Origin of the sequence: Cellulomonas biazotea (genome assembly GCF_004306155.1) — a bacterium.
GTDB lineage: Bacteria > Actinomycetota > Actinomycetes > Actinomycetales > Cellulomonadaceae > Cellulomonas > Cellulomonas biazotea.
In genome coordinates, this window is sequence record NZ_BIMR01000141.1 from 19214 (window position 1) to 35194 (window position 15981).

Sequence of the window (15981 nt, forward strand, 5' to 3'; positions counted from 1 at the left end):
CGGTGGACCGGTGCTCGCGTCGGCACCGTGCGGGATGCTGGGTGCCGACCACCCACGACCCGACCGGAGGACCCCATGGAGATCGACGTCCGCGAGCAGCCGACCCGCACTGTCGCGGTCGTGCGCCGCGAGGTTCGGATGGACGAGCTCGCTGCCTTCTACGACACCGCGTACGGCGAGGTGGCGCGGGCGGTCGGTGAGGCCGGTGCCCGCATCGCCGGGCCGGCGCTCGGCTGGTACCACGGGATGCCGGCGGAGACGGTCGACGTCGCGGCGGGCTTCCCCGTCGAGGGCGTCGAGGTCGGGCCGCTCGAGGGCCGCGTCGAGGTCGTCGAGATCGCGGGCGGGCGCTCGCTCGTCGCGCTGTTCGTCGGCCCGTACGACGACCTCGGCGCCGCGTGGCAGGAGGTCGAGGCCCGGCGTGCCCAGGACGGCACCGACGGTCGCGGCGACTTCTGGGAGGAGTACGTCACGGACCCCAGCCCGGACGGCGACCCGTCGCGCAACGAGACGCTGCTCGTCCTGCCGCTGGCCTGACCCGGCGGGGCGCGTCGTACGGTGACCGCGTGACCGAGCCGACGCCCCGCCCCTTCTCGCAGGTCGACGTCTTCACCGCCGTGCCCTACCTGGGCAACCCGGTGGCCGTCGTGCACGACGCCGACGACCTCACCGACGACGCGATGGCGGCGTTCGCGCGCTGGACGAACCTGTCGGAGACGACGTTCCTGCTGCGCCCGACGACGCCCGACGCCGACTACCGGCTGCGGATCTTCACGCCCGGCGGCGAGCTGCCGTTCGCGGGCCACCCGACGATCGGCTCGGCGCACGCCTGGCTCGCGGCCGGCGGCACCCCGGCCCGGGCGGGGCAGGTCGTGCAGGAGTGCGGCGTCGGGCTCGTGACCCTCCGGACCACGTCCGACGGGCAGCCACCGCGCGGGGTCGCCGGCGCCGACCGGGCCGGGGCGACGTCGTCGGGCCTCGCGTTCGCCGCGCCCGCGCTGCTCACGGAGTCGGCCGAGGACGACGCGACGGTCGCCGCGTACGCCCGCGCGCTCGGCCTGCCCGACACCGCCGTCGTCGACAGCCGGTTCCTCGACAACGGCCCGCGCTGGCACGTCCTGCTGCTCGACTCGGCGCAGCGCGTCCTCGACGTCCGCCCCGACTGGTCGGCGCTCGGCGACGTCCACCTGGGGATCGTCGGGCCCTACCCGCCCGGCGGCGACGTGGCCTTCGAGGTGCGCGGCTTCGCGCCCGCGATCGGCGTCCCCGAGGACCCGGTCACGGGCAGCCTCAACGCCGTCGTCGGCCAGTGGCTCACGTCGACGGGCCGCGCCCCCGCGACCTACGTCGCGTCGCAGGGCACCGTGCTCGGCCGCCGCGGACGGGTGCGCGTGGAGCGCGACGCGGACGGGACGGTGTGGGTGGGGGGCGACGCGGTGACGTGCGTCGCGGGGACGGTCGTCATCTGATCGATCCCGCCGCTGCGATGGCCGTCGGGCCATGCCACCGCCTACGCGAGATACCTGCGCCACTCCGGGGGTAGTCCCATGTCGGCGTGGGAGACGACGGAGTCGGCGGGGAACGAGTCGAGGTGCGTGACGAGACGCCGTTGCCATGACGAGTCGAGGGCGACGGAGTCCATGAGGTACCGGGTGATCGCGAGGGCGGGGTAGACGCGGGCCTGGTCGCGGGCGCTCAGGTCTGAGAGGTGCCTCAATGCCGGCATGCCGCCGACACGGGATGGTGCGATCTGGTCGACAAAGTTCCGGTTCCAGAGCCGTGAGTGGTGGGCGCACGTGTTCCGGGCGAGGTTGAGCACGCGCATCCAGTTGGCGAGAGCAGCCCCGTTGCCGACGCCGTTCTGGTCGACGACGCCGTGGCGTGCAGCGATCGCGTTGCGGTCAGGTGTCCGCGTGTACTCGTACAGCGTCGACGTCATTCCGAAGTCGATCACCTCCACTGCGACCCAGATCGGCAGGTCGCCGCCGTACTTCGCGGTGAAGTGGGCGACGAAGTCCTCCTTGGACCGGCTCTGCGCGAGCGAGAGCTTGCCGATCCACTCGCCGTGGGCCGACGTACCACCACGACCGGGGCGCGGCTTGCTGAACCTCGGGGCAAAGCGCTCGGCGTCCCGGTGGGCAAACGCGTCGGCCGCCCCCAGGGTGTGGGCCAGCTGGACGCGCACCGCCACCTCGACGCGCTCGATCGCGTCCATGAGGAGCAGCTTGAGACGGCGGTCGAAGTCGTAGAGGGAGACGACCTGCTCGAGAGTCGTGCCGGGCCTCACGCGGTCGGACCGGACGGGACTGCCGAGGGCCGCGGACGCGGAGGTGTCGGGTATGCGGTAGGGGTACCAGTACGCGCTGAGCCGGTAGTAGCCGATGCGCTCGAGCGCGTCGAGCGCGAAGCCGCGGTCCAGGTCAAGCCCTCGCTGCTCCAGCCGGTCGACCTGTTCGTCGAACGTCAGGTACGGCTTGCTGTACGCGACCATCGGGCGGCTCCGCGGCGGACATGAAAACCAGCCCGTGCTCGACGAGGTCGAGCAGAGGGGCTGGCCGTGTTGCCGCAAAAACTACACCACATCACCCACAGCCCGTCGAGGAACGGTCGACCGGCTGATCGGTCGGCTCACCTGACAGCCGACCAGCCCGACCAGCGCCGGACCTCGGCGACGAGGACCGGGCCGGCCGGGCGGCGCTCGGCGTACTGCGGGTAGCGCGCGACGAGCCGGTCGACGGCCGCGTCGTGCTCGGGCCCGTCCGGCAGGACCCGGGCGTCCGCGTCGGCGCGCACCCACCACAGCGCGTCCCAGTCGTCGTCGTACACGTCGACGAGGAACGCGACGTGCGGGTTCTGCTCGACGTTGCGCAGGCGCCGCAGGTCCGTCCGGCGCTTGGGCTTGTGGTCGACGGCCAGGACGACCGTCGACGCGTCGGCGGCGAACGTCACGGGAACCAGGTGCGGCAGGCCGTCGGACCCGCACGTCGCGAGGCGCGCGACGCGGGCGGCCGCGAACCGGCGCACGCACTCGTCGACGTCCATCGCCCTCCCACCCGTCGTCGCGCCCGTCCTGCCCGTCGTCGCGCCCGGCGTCCCGTGCGCGCGGTCCGCCGTCAGGACGCCGACGGCACGTAGTCGAACGTGTCGGGGTCCGGACCGGTCCGCTCGCCGCGGTCGAGCCCGTCGATGTCCGCCATGTCCGTGGCCGACAGCTCGAAGTCGAACAGGGCGAAGTTCTCCTCCATGCGGCTGCGCGTCACCGACTTGGGGAACACGACGTCGCCCCGCTGCAGGTGCCAGCGCAGCGTGACCTGCGCGGGCGTCCGGTCGAGCTGCCGGGCGACTCGCACGAGGGTCGGGTCGTCGAGCACCTTGCCCTGCGCGATGGGCGACCACGCCTCCGTCGCGATGCCGAGCTCGGCGCCGACCGCGCGGACCTCGTCGTTGCGCAGGTACGGGTGGACCTCGACCTGGTTGACCGCGGGGACGACCGTCGTCTCGGCCCGCAGGCGGCGCAGGTGCGACGGCTGGAAGTTCGAGACGCCGATCGACCGGGCGCGGCCCGAGGCGTAGATCTCCTCGAGCGTCCGCCAGCGCGCGACGTAGTCGGCGACGGTCGGCAGCGGCCAGTGGATGAGGAACAGGTCGACGTGGTCGGTGCCGAGCGCGTCGAGCGACTCCTGGAAGGCGAGCAGCGCCGACTCGTGGTCGAGGTACCCGTTGTTGAGCTTCGTCGTGACGAACACGTCCGACCGGGCCAGCCCCGACTCGGCGAGCGCCTCGCCGACACCGCGCTCGTTGCCGTACATCTGCGCGGTGTCGAGGTGCCGGTAGCCGACGTCGAGCGCCTGCAGGACGACGTCCTTCGTCTCCTCCGGCGGGACCTGGAAGACCCCGAAGCCGAGCTGCGGGATCTCGACGCCGTTGTTGAGCGTGAGCGTGGGGACCGTGGTCATGACGGTGGTGCCTCCTGTCGTGCGGGTGCGGCGGGCGGCCGGGCGGTGGTGCCGCGGACCGGCGGTGCGCCCGCCGTCCATGAGAACGCGCCGCGCGGCGGAGCGCACGCGGGCCGGGACTGTCCGGCCGGGTGGTGGTGCGCGGGTGTGCCGGTGCCAGCAGGCAGCGACGGCGCGCGGGTGTCGGTGCCCGCTGGCAGGCTCGTCGCGTCGAGGGTGCCGGTCCGCGGCGCCCGTCCCCGAGTCGCCGGAGGTCGTCGTGGCCGAGGTCGTGCTGTTCCACCACGCGCAGGGTCTGACGCCCGGCGTCCAGACGTTCGCGGAGACGCTGCGGGTCGCGGGGCACACGGTGCACGTGCCCGACGTGTACGACGGCCGGACGTTCGACGACCTCGACGCGGGGATCGCGTACGCCGAGCAGGTGGGCTTCCAGGAGGTCGTCGACCGCGGCGTGCGGGCCGTCGCCGACCTGCCGCCCGCGCTCGTCGTGATCGGGTTCTCGTTGGGCGTCATGGCCGCGCAGACGGTCGTGCAGAAGCGGCCCGGGACGGTCGCGGCGGTGCTCGTCGGCTCGTGCGTCCCGCCGGAGGCCCTCGGTGGCGCGTGGCCCGACCGGGTGCCGCTGCAGGTGCACGGCATGGACGCCGACCCGGTCTTCGTCGGCGAGGGCGACCTCGACGCGGCCCGCGACCTCGTCGACGCGGTGCCCGACGGCGAGCTGTTCCTCTACCCGGGCGACGCGCACCTGTTCATGGACGCGAGCCTGCCCGCCTACGACGAGGACGCCGCGGCCCTCCTGCGCGAGCGCGTCCTGACGTTCCTCTCCCGCGTCGCCTGATCGCCGTCGCCCGGACGCTCCACGCCACGTCCGCCGTGTAGCACCTGTGCTACGTTCGTGGCATGGGGACGGTCGTGGGGCTACGGGAGCTGCGCCAGCACGCGAGCGACGTGATCCGCCGCGTCGAGTCGGGCGAGCGTGTCACCGTGACCGTCTCCGGGCGGAGCGTCGCGGAGATCGGCCCCGTCGTGGAGTCGTCCTGGCGCCGGTACGACGAGATCGCCGGCCTCTGGGTCGGCGCCCGGTACGGCGAGCTCGACCGTGACGCGTTCGACGACAGCCTCCGCGACCCGTTCGACGGCACGGGTCGATGAGGGCGGTCCTCGACACGAACCTGCTCGTCGCGGACCGGTTCGTGCCGACGGCCGGCGACGACTACGCGATCAGCGCCGTGAGCCTCGCCGAGCTGCACCACGGCGTCCTGGTCGCGGACGACCGTCAGCGGGCCGAACGCCTACGGCGGCTCGCCGCCGTCGAGCGCACGTTCACCCCGCTCCCGGTCGATGCCGCGGTGGCGGCCGCGTACGGCGAGATCGCCGCCGCCGTCCGGGCGAGCGGACGGCAGCCCCGCGCGCGGCAGATGGACCTGCTGATCGCCGCGACCGCGCGTGCGCACGGCGCGACGCTCCTGACCTCGAACATCGCGGACTTCGTCGGCCTGCGGGGGGTCGTCGACGTGCGCGAGCCCTGAGTCGCCGCTCGCGCGGGTGACGTGCGGCGTCGGATCGGGTGACGCCGCCGCCGGGCGCTCACGGCCGGTCCGCACGCTGCCGATGGCACGGGCAGGCGCGGGCTTCGTCGCGCCGTCGACGAGGGGGAGACGTGCTCACATCGCTGGACTGCTCGTACGGGGGGTGCGCGTCCGACGCCTACGTCGGCGGGTACCTCGTCGGCGTGATCGTGATGTACGCGATCGCCCTCGCGGTCGGCATCTGGATCTACAAGCGCATCCTCAACAAGGCGGGCTACAGCGCCTGGTGGATGCTGCTCATGCTCGTCCCCATCGGGAACCTGGTCGCGCTCATCCTGTTCGCCGCGAAGGAGTGGCCGATCGAGGCCGAGCTCCGTCAGGCCCGCAGCCTGCTGCTGCTGACGCAGTCCGGTGGCGGCGGGTACGGCGGGGCGCCGCAGAGCCGCTTCGGTACGCCGGCCCCGGCGCCCTTCGGTGCGACCCCGTCGTACGGCGGCGACCCGCGGTTCGGCTCGGCGCCGGCGCAGGACGCCCCCCCGGCGTACGGGACTCCCGCGCCGTACGGTGCGACCCCGTACGACGCCGCCCCGCCGTACGGTGCGGCTCCGTCGTACGGTGCGACACCGCCCGCCGGCACGATCCCGATGTTCGGCGACGCCACCCCCGCGTACGGCGCGACACCACTGCCCACGGGCACCCCGCCGTACGGCTCCGGCTTCGGCGCCCAGCCGCCGACGGCGACGACCGACTCGTGGGCCCCGCCGGAGACGCCCCCGCGCTGGTGACGCCTCGCGACGTCCGCCGGTGGTGGCCGTCGCGCTGAGGACGACGGCGCCTCGCGGCGGTCGAGGCGCCGGGCGTCAGCGAGCGGACGGCACCCCGCCCGTCCGTCCGGTGGAGCGGGCGACGAGCGTCGTCACCACCGGCGCGAGCAGCGCGACCGCGGCGGCGACGCCCGCGGCGACGGCCACGACGTCGTCGCGCGGCTCGCCCGTCGAGCGTCCGACGGCGATCCACGCGAGGCCCCACGACAGCGCCAGGCCGATCGCGACCGCGAGCACGGCCCGGTGCCGGGCGAACACCGCGTAGACGACGGACAGCGCCGCCGCGAGCGCCAGGACGATGACCGACCACGCCGTCGCGCCCAGCCCCAGCCCGCCGACGTCGGCAGCGACGAGGGTCGCGGCGATGTTGGCGAGCGTCGCGACGCTGACCCAGCCGAGGTACAGCCCGACGGTCCCGTCGGTGACGACGGCCTGCCCGGCGGAGTCCGGGGGCGTCCGCACGAGCCGGACCAGCAGCACCGCGAGCACCGTGAGCAGCGCGGCGATGACGACGACGGACGCGACGATCCAGCCCTGCTGCACGACGCCGATCCACACCGCGTTGAGCAGCATCGACACGAGCACCCACCAGCCCGTCTGCCGCAGCCGGGGCACCGAGCCGTTGCGGGGGAGCGCCTGGTAGACGGCGTAGGCGACGAGCCCCAGGTAGATGACGGACCAGATGCGGAACGCGGGCGACGCCGGCGCGAGCGGGGTGGCGTCGGCGGACAGCGCACCGCCCGCGGCGTCCTCGACCTGCTGCCCGCCGAACGCCCCGGAGCCGATGGCGGCGCCCGCGACCGCGACGAGGGAGCCGACGACGACGACGACCTGCCGGAGCCGGTCGGACGACGTCGGGGCGAGCGGGACGGGTCCGGACGCGGTGACGGAGGTCATGCGGTCCACCCTGCCCACCACGCGGCGGTCCGGCATCCGGAGCGTTCGTGACGAGGCGGCCTGGCCGACCACGGTCGGCGGCGCGCCGCCGGGCGCACCCGACCACCGCCGGCGTCGAGCGCGCCCACGGGTGCGACCAGCGCTACCAGCGCTGCGCCCTCGGGGTGGGACCAGCGCTACCAGCGCGGCGGCGGCTCGACGTTCCCGTGCAGCCCCAGGTGGTCGCGCGGGGCGGCGTCGAGCTCGGGGATGCCGACGGCCTCGGCGATGCTCGCGTCGATGGGCACGATCACGGGCCGCGCCGCGGCCGAACGCCGCCACAGGGACACGACGAGCAGCCCCAGCGCGATCGACGTCCACCCGAGCAGGAACAGGCCGAACGCCGCCGACGCGTGGGTGCGGGGGTCGTCGGACAGGCCGCGCTGCACGACGTCGACGGCGAGCGCGCCCTGGTGGGCGAGCACCGCGGCGGTCACGAGCCGTGCCGTCCACCGCCGGCGCCGGTAGGCGAGGCGGTCGGCGACGAGCGACAGCGCGACGGCCGGCGTGTGGTCCCAGCCGTGCGCGGCGAGAGGGCGTGAGGCGTCGTCCACGGCGGTCCTCGTCTGTCGCCCGGTCGCCGCGGGTGGGCCGTCAGGCGCGCGTCACGCGGCCGGTCAGCCGCGGTCGATGAGGTCGCGCCACGCCTCGTAGTGCTGCACCGCGATGCCGCGGAACCACGAGTGGCCCTGCAGCGCGACGGCGACCTCCTGTGCCTCGGCCTCCAGGGCGGCCGCGCCGTCGTCGTAGAACGTGAACTCGGCCCCGCCGGCGACGCCGGGCGTGTCCGTCTCCAGGCCGATCGTGTACGGCGTGGCGGCGGCCTCGGCCGCGGCGACGGCCGGGGCGGACTTGGCGAGGATGCCGGTGTCGCCCTCGGCGTGGTCGATGAACGTGACGATGCCGATGCGGTCGACGCGTGCGAGGACGGCGTCGAACAGGGTTCCGGAGCCCTCAGGGTTCGCGAGGGTCGTCAGCCACCACGGGGCGTCGACGGCCAGGTCGACGCCGGCGGGCATCGCGGCCCGCACGACGTCCAGCATGTGCAGCCACTGCGCGCTCGCGGCGGCGGGGTCCGTCTGCCACGCGGGGAGCGTCCACGGCTCGACGTCGAGCTGCACGTGCGTGACAGGGCGGTCGTGCGTCGCGGCGGTCATCCACTGCACGGCGAGCGCGGGGTTCTCGAGCCACGGCGGGTCACCGCCGAGGACGCCGGCGTCGATGCCGGCCACGTCGAGCGCGACGAGCGTGTCGGTCATCCAGGTCGCGACCGGGCCCTCGTCGGACGCCCACGGGGCCGACACGTGGATGGTCTGCAGGCCGTGCTGCGTGGCGAAGTCGACGAGCGCCGTCGGCGTCGCGAACACGTACCCCGTACCGCGGCCGTCCTGCGACGGGTCGACGGAGTTGTCCCACAGCCACATCGCGGTGATCGCGGACACGGACGTCGGCTCGGTCACGTCGGACCCTCCCGTCGGCGCGCTGACGGGGTCAGCCTGCCCGACGGACGGGTCGGCGGCACCTGCGGGGGCGTCGGTCGCGGAGGCGACGGCCGGGGCGACGAGGCCCAGGGTCACGGCGGCGACGACGGTCGCCCCGACGGACATCGTGCGGCGGAGGTGGGTCCTCATGGTCTCCCGATCGGTCGAGGGCGCGCCGAAGTCGCGCCGAGAGAGGGGGTTCTTCACGAGTGTCCCCCGTCCGGGTGAACCGTTTTCGGGCCTTTCGTCCGCAGATGCGGCGTTGGTGCTGGTCAGCGCGTCGCGACGAGCGCGTCTGTGGGACCGGTCACGTGTCGTCCTCGCCGGCCGCGTCGAGCATCCGGCGGCCGAGCGCGCGCGTCGTCGCCCGGAGCTCCGGCCCGCCCAGCACGCGGTACGGGCGCGGCAGCCGGACGAGCTGCTCGGCGAACCACCAGGGGTTGCTCGTGCTCCCCACCAGGCGCGTCGTGCCCGCGTCGACGGCCGCCAGACGTCCGAGCGCGGGGGAGACGCAGCGGGCGACGTCGTCGAGCGGCGCCTCGATGAGGACCTCCGCGGCGTACTCCCACCCGACCGACAGGTGCTCCTCGAGGACGGCCACGGCGTCGAGGTCGGCGGGCGGCGCGAAGGGCTCGTCGAGGACCTCCGCCGCGCGCACCCGGTCGACCCGGTACGCGCGCACGTCGTCGCGGGCGGTCCGGCACAGCAGGTACCAGCGGCCGTGCCGGACGACGACGGACCACGGCTCGACGGTCTGCTCCCACTCGCTGCCGGCCTCGGACCGGTAGGTGAGGCGGACCCGGCGGTGCCGCGCGCACCCGTCGACCAGGACGGACGTCGTCGCGGGGTCGGGGCGTGCGGCCGCCCGGTCGGGGGCGGGCGCGGTGGTCCGCCGCACGACCTCCGCCTGCGTCGCGACGCCCTCGGGCAGGGCACGGACGAGCTTGCCGAGCGCCTCGCCCGCGGGGTCGTCGGGGTCGGACGCGTCGTGGTGGCCGTCGAGCACCGCCATGACGAGCGCGAGCGCCTCGGCGGCGCTGAACCGGACCGGCGCGAGCCGCACGCCCCGCCCGACGCGGTACCCGCCGTACCGGCCGCGCACCGACTCCACGGGGATGTCAGCCTCGCGCAGGATGCCGACATAGCGGCGCGCGGCCCGCTCGGTCACGCCGAGCTTGTCGGCGAGCTGCGCGGCGGTGATGCCCGGGTGGCTCTGGACGAGCTCGAGCGTCAGCAGGGCCCGGGCGGTCGGGCTGGTGTCCATCGACCCTCCCGGCAGATCGCGTGGGCATCCGGAAGCAGAACGTCCGGGATCGACCCTAGCGTGCCGACCATGACGCCGAACACGACCCCGAACACCCTGTCCACCGTCATCACCGAGCCGTCCATGACCGCCGGCGAGGTCGAGATGATGCTCTTCTCGCTCGAGCGTGCCCGCGCGCAGTTCGCGTGGAAGGTCGGTGGTCTCGACGCCGACGCCCTGCGCCGCCCGTTCCCGCCGTCCGCCATGACCCTCGGCGGACTCGTCAAGCACCTCGCGCTGGTCGAGGAGATGAAGATGGCCGAGTTCGTCGACGGCCGGCACCTCGAGGCACCGTGGCGGCAGGAGAACTTCCAGGCCGACCCCGACTGGGACTGGCACTCCGCGGCCGACGACACCCCCGAGGAGCTCTACGCGCTGTGGCAGCGAGCCGTCGCGCGCTCGCGCGCCGGGTGGGCGGACGCCCTCGCGCGGGGCGGCCTCGACCAGCCGTCGCTGTTCGTCCTCCCCGACGGCTCGTCCCCGAACCTCCGGCGCGTGCTCGTCGACCTCTCCGACGAGTACGCCCGCCATACCGGGCACGCCGACCTGTTCCGCGAGGCCGTCGACGGCCTCGTCGGGGAGGACCCGCCCCAGCCGTGACCGCCGACCCGAGGCGGCGGGCGCGGCCTCGCCCTGCCGCCTCGGCCCCGTCACCTGTGGTCAGCCGGGAACGCACCCGGCGCGCGCCCCGGCCACGCGGCCCGTGCCCGCCGCGGCTCCGCCAGGATGGGCGGATGACCACGATCGACGAGCAGGGCCGCCCGGAGCCCCCGGTCGCCGCTGACGAGGTGTCCACGCTGCTGGGCTTCCTCGACTTCCACCGCGCGACGCTGCGCTGGAAGACGGCCGACCTCGACACCGCCGGGCTGCGCGCCCGCCTCGCCCCGACCGACATGACCCTCGGCGGGCTGCTCAAGCACATCGCCTGGGTCGAGGACCACTGGTTCGGCACCCGCCTGCACGACGAGGACCCCGGCACGCCGTGGGACGGCGCCGACTGGGACGCCGACCGTGACTGGGAGTGGACGTCCGCGCACCACGACTCCCCGGCCGAGCTGCGGGCACTGTGGGAGTCGACCGTCGAGCAGTCCCGCGTCCGCACCGAGCGCGCGCTCGCGGACGGCGGCCTCGACACCCTGGCCCGACGCCCGTTCCGGGACGGCAGCGCGCCGTCGCTGCGCTGGATCCTCGTCCACATGATCGAGGAGTACGCCCGCCACAACGGCCACGCGGACCTCCTGCGCCAGTCCGTCGACGGCCTGGTCGGCGAGTAACCAGCTCGACCCGCACCGCCCCACGGCCCGACCCACCTGCCGACCCACCTGCCACCCGCCTTCCGCTGACCGGCTCTCCGTCGACCCGACCCTCGCGCCGACCCCGTCAACGCGCCCCCTCACATGGGTGTCGCGGGCACCAGGACGGGGTCGCCGCCTGGCCGGGGCCACCGACCCGGCCGACGAGGGAGTCGACGCGCCGACTCGACGGGTCGACCGGCCGACGGACCGACGGTCGACACGGCGTGGTCCGGACCGCGACCATACGGGGCGTGCCGCTGCTCACCGTTCCCGTCGTCGTGCCCGGGACGTGGGGTGGTCGGCCGCAGCCGACGCTCCACGCGGACGGGATCGCGCTGCGCGCCTGGTCGGTGGCCGACGCCCCCGCCGTCCGCGCCGCCTACGACGACCCGGCGATCCGGCGCTGGCACGCCCGCTCGATGGCCGACGACGCGGAGGCGGCCGCGTGGATCGAGACCCGACGGGCCGGGTGGACCGCGGAGCGCCTCGCCGAGTGGGCGATCGTCATGACCCCGATGACCCCGACGACCCCGACGACCCCGACGATCGCGGGTCGGGGCCCAGGGCCGGGGGAGGTCGGCCTCGAGCGGGACGGACGCGCTGACCCGGCCGGGCAGGGCGTCGGCGGGGCGGCGGGCCTCGTCGTCGGGCGGGCCGGGCTGAACCGGGTGGACCTGCACGAGGGCATCGGCACGCTCGCCTACTGGGTCGTCCCGGCAGCCCGTCGTCGGGGCGTGGCGGTCCTGGCGGCGGGGGAGGTGCTGCGGTGGGCGTTCGACGACCTCGGTCTGCACCGCGTCGAGGTCGCGCACTCGACGCTCAACCTGGCGTCGTGCCGGGTGGCCGAGCGGCTCGGGTGCCGCGCGGAGGGTGTCCGCCGCAGCGAGGCTCTGCACGCCGACGGCCACCACGACATGCACGTCCACGCCCGCCTGGCGACGGACCCCGCCCCGCCCCCGCTGGACCCGCACTGAGCCTCCACCCGCGCTGACCTACACCCGCGCTTGCTTCCCCTCCACGTCGCCCGCCGGCGCCGAGGTCGCTGGTTCGCGCCGAGGTCGCCGGTCGGAGCTGACGACCTCGGCTGGGACTGACGACCTCGGCGGGGGACTGGTGAGGGTGCGAGGTCCGGAGGGAGGGGTCAGGTGGGGGTGGTCAGGCGGGTGCGGAGGGCGGCGAGCTGGGTGTGGAGGGCCGCCGGGACGCGGGCGCCGAAGCCCGCGAGGAAGTCCTCCGTCAGGTCGGCCTCGACCGACCACGACGTCGGGTCGACGTCGAGCAGGCGGCGCAGGTCGTCGGGGTCGAGGTCCAGGCCGTCGACGTCCAGCGCGCCGGGTGCGGGCAGCAGGCCGACCGGGCTGGGGACCGCGCCGACGTCGGTCCGGACGCCGCGCGCCCGGTCGACCTGCGCGACCATCCACGCGAGCACGCGGATGTTCTCCCCGAACCCGGGCCACAGGTAGCGGCCCGACGCGTCCTTGCGGAACCAGTTGACCTGGAACACCAGGGGCCGGGTCGACGGGTCGAGCGACGCGCCGACGCGCAGCCAGTGGGCCCAGTGGTCGGCCATGTCGTAGCCGCAGAAGGGGAGCATCGCGAACGGGTCGCGGCGCAGCTCCCCGACGGTCCCCTCGGCGGCGGCGGTCTGCTCGGAGGAGATCGTGGCGCCGAGGAAGACGCCGTGCTCCCAGTCGTGGGCCTGCGCGACGAGCGGCACGTTGGTGGCCCGGCGGCCGCCGAACACGATGGCGTCGAGGGGGACGCCCGCGGGGTCCTCCCACGAGTCGGCGATGGTGGGGCACTGCGCGGCGGCGACGGTGAACCGGGAGTTCGGGTGCGCGGCGGGCCGACCGGAGTCGGGCGTCCACGGCCGGCCGGTCCAGTCGACGAGGCCCTCGGGCGGATCGGGGGTCAGGCCCTCCCACCAGACGTCGCCGTCGGGCGTGAGGGCGACGTTGGTGAAGATCGTGTCCCGGTCGAGCGTCGCGATCGCCGCCGGGTTGGTCGCGACCGACGTGCCGGGCGCGACGCCGAAGAACCCGGCCTCGGGGTTGATGGCGCGCAGCGTGCCGTCAGGCCCGGGGCGCAGCCAGGCGATGTCGTCGCCGATCGTCTCGACCCGCCAGCCGGGCAGCGTGGGGGTGAGCATCGCGAGGTTCGTCTTGCCGCACGCCGACGGGAACGCGGCGGCCACGTGGTAGCGGCGTCCCTGCGGCGACGTCACGCGGATCAGCAGCATGTGCTCGGCGAGCCAGCCCTCGTCGCGGCCCATGACCGACGCGATGCGCAGCGCGAAGCACTTCTTGCCGAGCAGCGCGTTGCCGCCGTACCCCGACCCGAACGACCAGATCTCGCGGGTCTCGGGGAAGTGGGCGATGTACTTCGTGTCGGAGCAGGGCCACGGGACGTCGGGCCGGCTCGTGCCGTCGGCGTCGCGCAGCGGCGCGCCGACGGAGTGGACGGCGGGCACGAACGGCGACCCGGCGTCGATGAGGTCGACGACGTCGCGGGTCACGCGGGTCATCGTCGCCATGGAGACGACGACGTACGGGGAGTCGGTGAGCTGCACGCCGACCTGCGAGATCGGCCCGCCGACGGGTCCCATGGAGAACGGGACGACGTACATCGTGCGGCCGCGCATCGACCCGTCGAAGACGCCCGCGAGCTCGGCGCGCATGGCGTCGGGCGCGCGCCAGTTGTTCGTCGGGCCCGCGTCGGCCTCGTCGACCGAGCAGATGAACGTGCGCGACTCGACGCGCGCGACGTCGGACGGGTCGGACCGCGCGAGGTAGCTGCCGGGGCGCAGGACGGGGTCGAGCGGCAGGAGCGTCCCGGTCTCGACCATCTGCGCGAGCAGCGCCTGCCGCTCGGCGGCGGAGCCGTCGCACCACACGACCGCGTCGGGCTGCGTGAGGTCGGCGACGTCCGCGACCCAGGCGCGCAGGTCGCGCGAGGCGGGGCGGGAGGTCGCGGCGTCGACCGCGGGGGGCAGCGTCGTGACGGTCATCGGGGGTCTCCTCCGGTGGCGGGAAAGTGGCTCCCTTCGATCGTCACGTCAACCTGGCCCGGTTCGCCGGGTAGCGCGGGTGTCAAGTTTCGTGCTTCTTGACGTACGGTGAAGCACATGGCAACCGGTGCGGACGCCCTGACCCTCGGCCGACGCATCCGGCACGCCCGCAAGGGCCGCGGGATGACGCTCGACGACCTCGGCGCCGCCGTCGGCGTCACGCCCAGCCTGCTGTCGCTCGTCGAGAACGGCCGCCGCGAGCCCCGCCTGGCCCTGCTGCGCGACATCGCCGACGCGCTCGACGTGACCGTCCCCGACCTGCTCGACGACGAGCCGCCGTCGCGCCGCGCCGCCCTGGAGATCGCGCTCGACCGCGCGCAGCAGAACCCCGCGTTCGCGGCCCTCGGCCTGCCCGCCGTCCGCCCGGGACGCACCGTCCCGCTGCCCGTCCTGGAGCAGCTCGTCGGCCTGCACACCGAGCTCGCGCGCCGCGCCACCGAGGCCGTCGCCACCCCGGAGGAGGCCCGCCGCGCCAACACGCAGCAGCGCCTCGACCGGCAGGCCCGCGACAACCACCTGCCCGACCTGGAGGCCCTCGCCGAGGACATGGTGCGCCGCGCCGGCTACACGTCCGGGGCCCTCACGCACCGCGCCGTGTCCCGCATGGCCGAGCAGCTCGGCTTCGAGATCCGGCACGTCGACGACCTGCCGTCGTCGACCCGCACCGTCACCGACCTCGCCCACGGCCGCATCTACCTGCCGCCCGCCTCGACCCCCGGCGGGCACGGCCTGCGCTCGCTCGCGCTGCAGGCCATGGCCCACCGCGTCCTCGGCCACGAGCGGCCCACGTCGTACGAGGACTTCCTGCACCAGCGGCTCGAGATCACGTACTTCGCGTCCTGCTGCCTCATGCCCGAGTCGGCCGCCGTCACGTTCCTCGACGAGCGCAAGCGCGCCAAGGACCTCGCCATCGAGGACTTCCGCGACGCGTTCGGGGTGACCCACGAGGCCGCCGCGCAACGGTTCACGAGCCTTGCGACCCACCACCTCGGTATCCGCGTGCACTTCCTGCGGATCGGCGAGGACGGCGCGATCTTCCGCGCGTACGCGAACGACGGGCTCGTCCTGCCGACCGACGTCACGGGTGCGATCGAGGGCCAGATGGTCTGCCGGCGGTGGGCCGTGCGCCGCGCGCTCGCCCGCCGCGACCAGGCCACCGAGTCCTACCAGTACACCGACACCCCCGCCGGGACGTTCTGGTGCTCGACGCAGACCGGCAGCGCCTCCACCGGCAAGCTCGCGCTCGCGGTCGGCGTGCCGTTCGCGTCGGCGAAGTGGTTCCGCGGCCGGGACACCACCGTCCGGCACGCCTCGACCTGCCCCGACGAGGGCTGCTGCCGTCGTCCCCCGGCGGATGCCGCCGCCCGCTGGGCCGACGCGTCCTGGCCCAGCGCCCGCATCCACCAGCAGGTCTTCTCCGCGCTGCCGACCGGCGCGTTCCCCGGCGTCGACGCGACCGAGGTCTACGCGTTCCTCGACCGCCACGCCCGCGTCGACGACGCCTGAGCGGTCGAGGTCGGGCGGTCGAGGTCGGACGGTCGAGGTCGGACGGTCGGCCAGGCCCCGCGACCCGGCCGACCGTCCGACGGC

At 74.9% G+C, this 15981-nt stretch carries 18 protein-coding genes; 10 read left to right on the forward strand and 8 right to left on the reverse strand.

Annotated elements, in window-relative coordinates:
• Nucleotides 1-75 precede the first annotated feature (75 nt).
• Together CBZ_RS10360 and CBZ_RS10365 are read left to right on the forward strand one after the other, a co-directional pair.
• On the forward strand, nucleotides 76-537 hold the full coding sequence (locus CBZ_RS10360; protein WP_130781480.1) for a GyrI-like domain-containing protein: 462 nt from the start codon (nucleotides 76-78) through the stop codon (nucleotides 535-537).
• A 29-nt stretch (nucleotides 538-566) separates the two neighbouring features.
• The gene (locus CBZ_RS10365) at nucleotides 567-1469 is read left to right on the forward strand and encodes a PhzF family phenazine biosynthesis protein (protein ID WP_130781481.1); all 903 of its coding nucleotides are present in this window, start codon (nucleotides 567-569) and stop codon (nucleotides 1467-1469) included.
• A gap of 41 nt (nucleotides 1470-1510) precedes the next feature.
• Here the strand turns inward: CBZ_RS10365 and CBZ_RS10370 are convergent, their stop codons facing one another.
• From CBZ_RS10370 to CBZ_RS10380, 3 genes are all read right to left on the reverse strand, one after another.
• Complete coding sequence (locus CBZ_RS10370) at nucleotides 1511-2491, reverse strand: Abi family protein (protein ID WP_130781482.1); 981 nt, start codon at nucleotides 2489-2491, stop codon at nucleotides 1511-1513.
• A gap of 137 nt (nucleotides 2492-2628) precedes the next feature.
• A complete protein-coding gene (locus CBZ_RS10375) occupies nucleotides 2629-3042 on the reverse strand; it encodes a TIGR03668 family PPOX class F420-dependent oxidoreductase (protein WP_130781483.1) in 414 nt (137 codons plus the stop codon).
• A gap of 71 nt (nucleotides 3043-3113) precedes the next feature.
• On the reverse strand, nucleotides 3114-3956 hold the full coding sequence (locus CBZ_RS10380) for an aldo/keto reductase (RefSeq protein ID WP_130781484.1): 843 nt from the start codon (nucleotides 3954-3956) through the stop codon (nucleotides 3114-3116).
• Nucleotides 3957-4215: 259 nt separating this feature from the next.
• Here CBZ_RS10380 and CBZ_RS10385 point away from each other — a divergent pair, with 259 nt between their 5' ends.
• The 4 genes from CBZ_RS10385 to CBZ_RS10400 all read left to right on the forward strand — a co-directional run bounded on the left by CBZ_RS10385 (nucleotide 4216) and on the right by CBZ_RS10400 (nucleotide 6270).
• Entirely contained in the window at nucleotides 4216-4794 is a 579-nt protein-coding gene (locus tag CBZ_RS10385) for a dienelactone hydrolase family protein (RefSeq protein WP_130781485.1), read from the forward strand.
• A gap of 62 nt (nucleotides 4795-4856) precedes the next feature.
• Nucleotides 4857-5108 (forward strand): type II toxin-antitoxin system Phd/YefM family antitoxin, encoded by a 252-nt coding sequence (locus CBZ_RS10390; RefSeq protein WP_130781486.1) that lies wholly within the window; start codon nucleotides 4857-4859, stop codon nucleotides 5106-5108.
• On the forward strand, nucleotides 5105-5485 hold the full coding sequence (locus tag CBZ_RS10395) for a PIN domain-containing protein (protein ID WP_130781487.1): 381 nt from the start codon (nucleotides 5105-5107) through the stop codon (nucleotides 5483-5485). Before CBZ_RS10390 ends, CBZ_RS10395 begins: the two co-directional genes overlap by 4 nt.
• A gap of 131 nt (nucleotides 5486-5616) precedes the next feature.
• The gene (locus tag CBZ_RS10400; protein ID WP_130781488.1) at nucleotides 5617-6270 is read left to right on the forward strand and encodes a DUF805 domain-containing protein; all 654 of its coding nucleotides are present in this window, start codon (nucleotides 5617-5619) and stop codon (nucleotides 6268-6270) included.
• A 75-nt stretch (nucleotides 6271-6345) separates the two neighbouring features.
• On the opposite strand, the gene CBZ_RS10405 is transcribed toward CBZ_RS10400, so the two are convergent.
• From CBZ_RS10405 to CBZ_RS10420, 4 genes are all read right to left on the reverse strand, one after another.
• Nucleotides 6346-7206, reverse strand: coding sequence for a TspO-related membrane protein (locus tag CBZ_RS10405; RefSeq protein ID WP_130781489.1), 861 nt, complete (start codon nucleotides 7204-7206; stop codon nucleotides 6346-6348).
• A 176-nt stretch (nucleotides 7207-7382) separates the two neighbouring features.
• Nucleotides 7383-7799, reverse strand: a complete 417-nt coding sequence (locus tag CBZ_RS10410) for a hypothetical protein (protein ID WP_130781490.1) — start codon at nucleotides 7797-7799, stop codon at nucleotides 7383-7385.
• Nucleotides 7800-7862: 63 nt separating this feature from the next.
• Complete coding sequence (locus CBZ_RS10415; protein ID WP_130781491.1) at nucleotides 7863-8876, reverse strand: hypothetical protein; 1014 nt, start codon at nucleotides 8874-8876, stop codon at nucleotides 7863-7865.
• A gap of 157 nt (nucleotides 8877-9033) precedes the next feature.
• Nucleotides 9034-9990 carry a helix-turn-helix transcriptional regulator gene (locus CBZ_RS10420; protein ID WP_130781492.1) on the reverse strand — a complete coding sequence of 319 codons (957 nt, stop codon included), beginning with the start codon at nucleotides 9988-9990 and terminating at the stop codon, nucleotides 9034-9036.
• A 69-nt stretch (nucleotides 9991-10059) separates the two neighbouring features.
• On the opposite strand from CBZ_RS10420, the gene CBZ_RS10425 reads away from it, so the two are divergent.
• From CBZ_RS10425 to CBZ_RS10435, 3 genes are all read left to right on the forward strand, one after another.
• Nucleotides 10060-10629, forward strand: coding sequence for a DinB family protein (locus CBZ_RS10425; RefSeq protein ID WP_130781493.1), 570 nt, complete (start codon nucleotides 10060-10062; stop codon nucleotides 10627-10629).
• A 134-nt stretch (nucleotides 10630-10763) separates the two neighbouring features.
• A complete protein-coding gene (locus CBZ_RS10430; protein WP_130781494.1) occupies nucleotides 10764-11303 on the forward strand; it encodes a DinB family protein in 540 nt (179 codons plus the stop codon).
• 272 nt (nucleotides 11304-11575) lie between these two features.
• Complete coding sequence (locus CBZ_RS10435; RefSeq protein WP_130781495.1) at nucleotides 11576-12298, forward strand: GNAT family N-acetyltransferase; 723 nt, start codon at nucleotides 11576-11578, stop codon at nucleotides 12296-12298.
• Between the two features lie 167 nt (nucleotides 12299-12465).
• Here the strand turns inward: CBZ_RS10435 and CBZ_RS10440 are convergent, their stop codons facing one another.
• Nucleotides 12466-14331, reverse strand: a complete 1866-nt coding sequence (locus tag CBZ_RS10440; protein WP_130781496.1) for a phosphoenolpyruvate carboxykinase (GTP) — start codon at nucleotides 14329-14331, stop codon at nucleotides 12466-12468.
• 117 nt (nucleotides 14332-14448) lie between these two features.
• On the opposite strand from CBZ_RS10440, the gene CBZ_RS10445 reads away from it, so the two are divergent.
• Entirely contained in the window at nucleotides 14449-15897 is a 1449-nt protein-coding gene (locus tag CBZ_RS10445; protein WP_130781497.1) for a helix-turn-helix domain-containing protein, read from the forward strand.
• Nucleotides 15898-15981 lie beyond the last annotated feature (84 nt).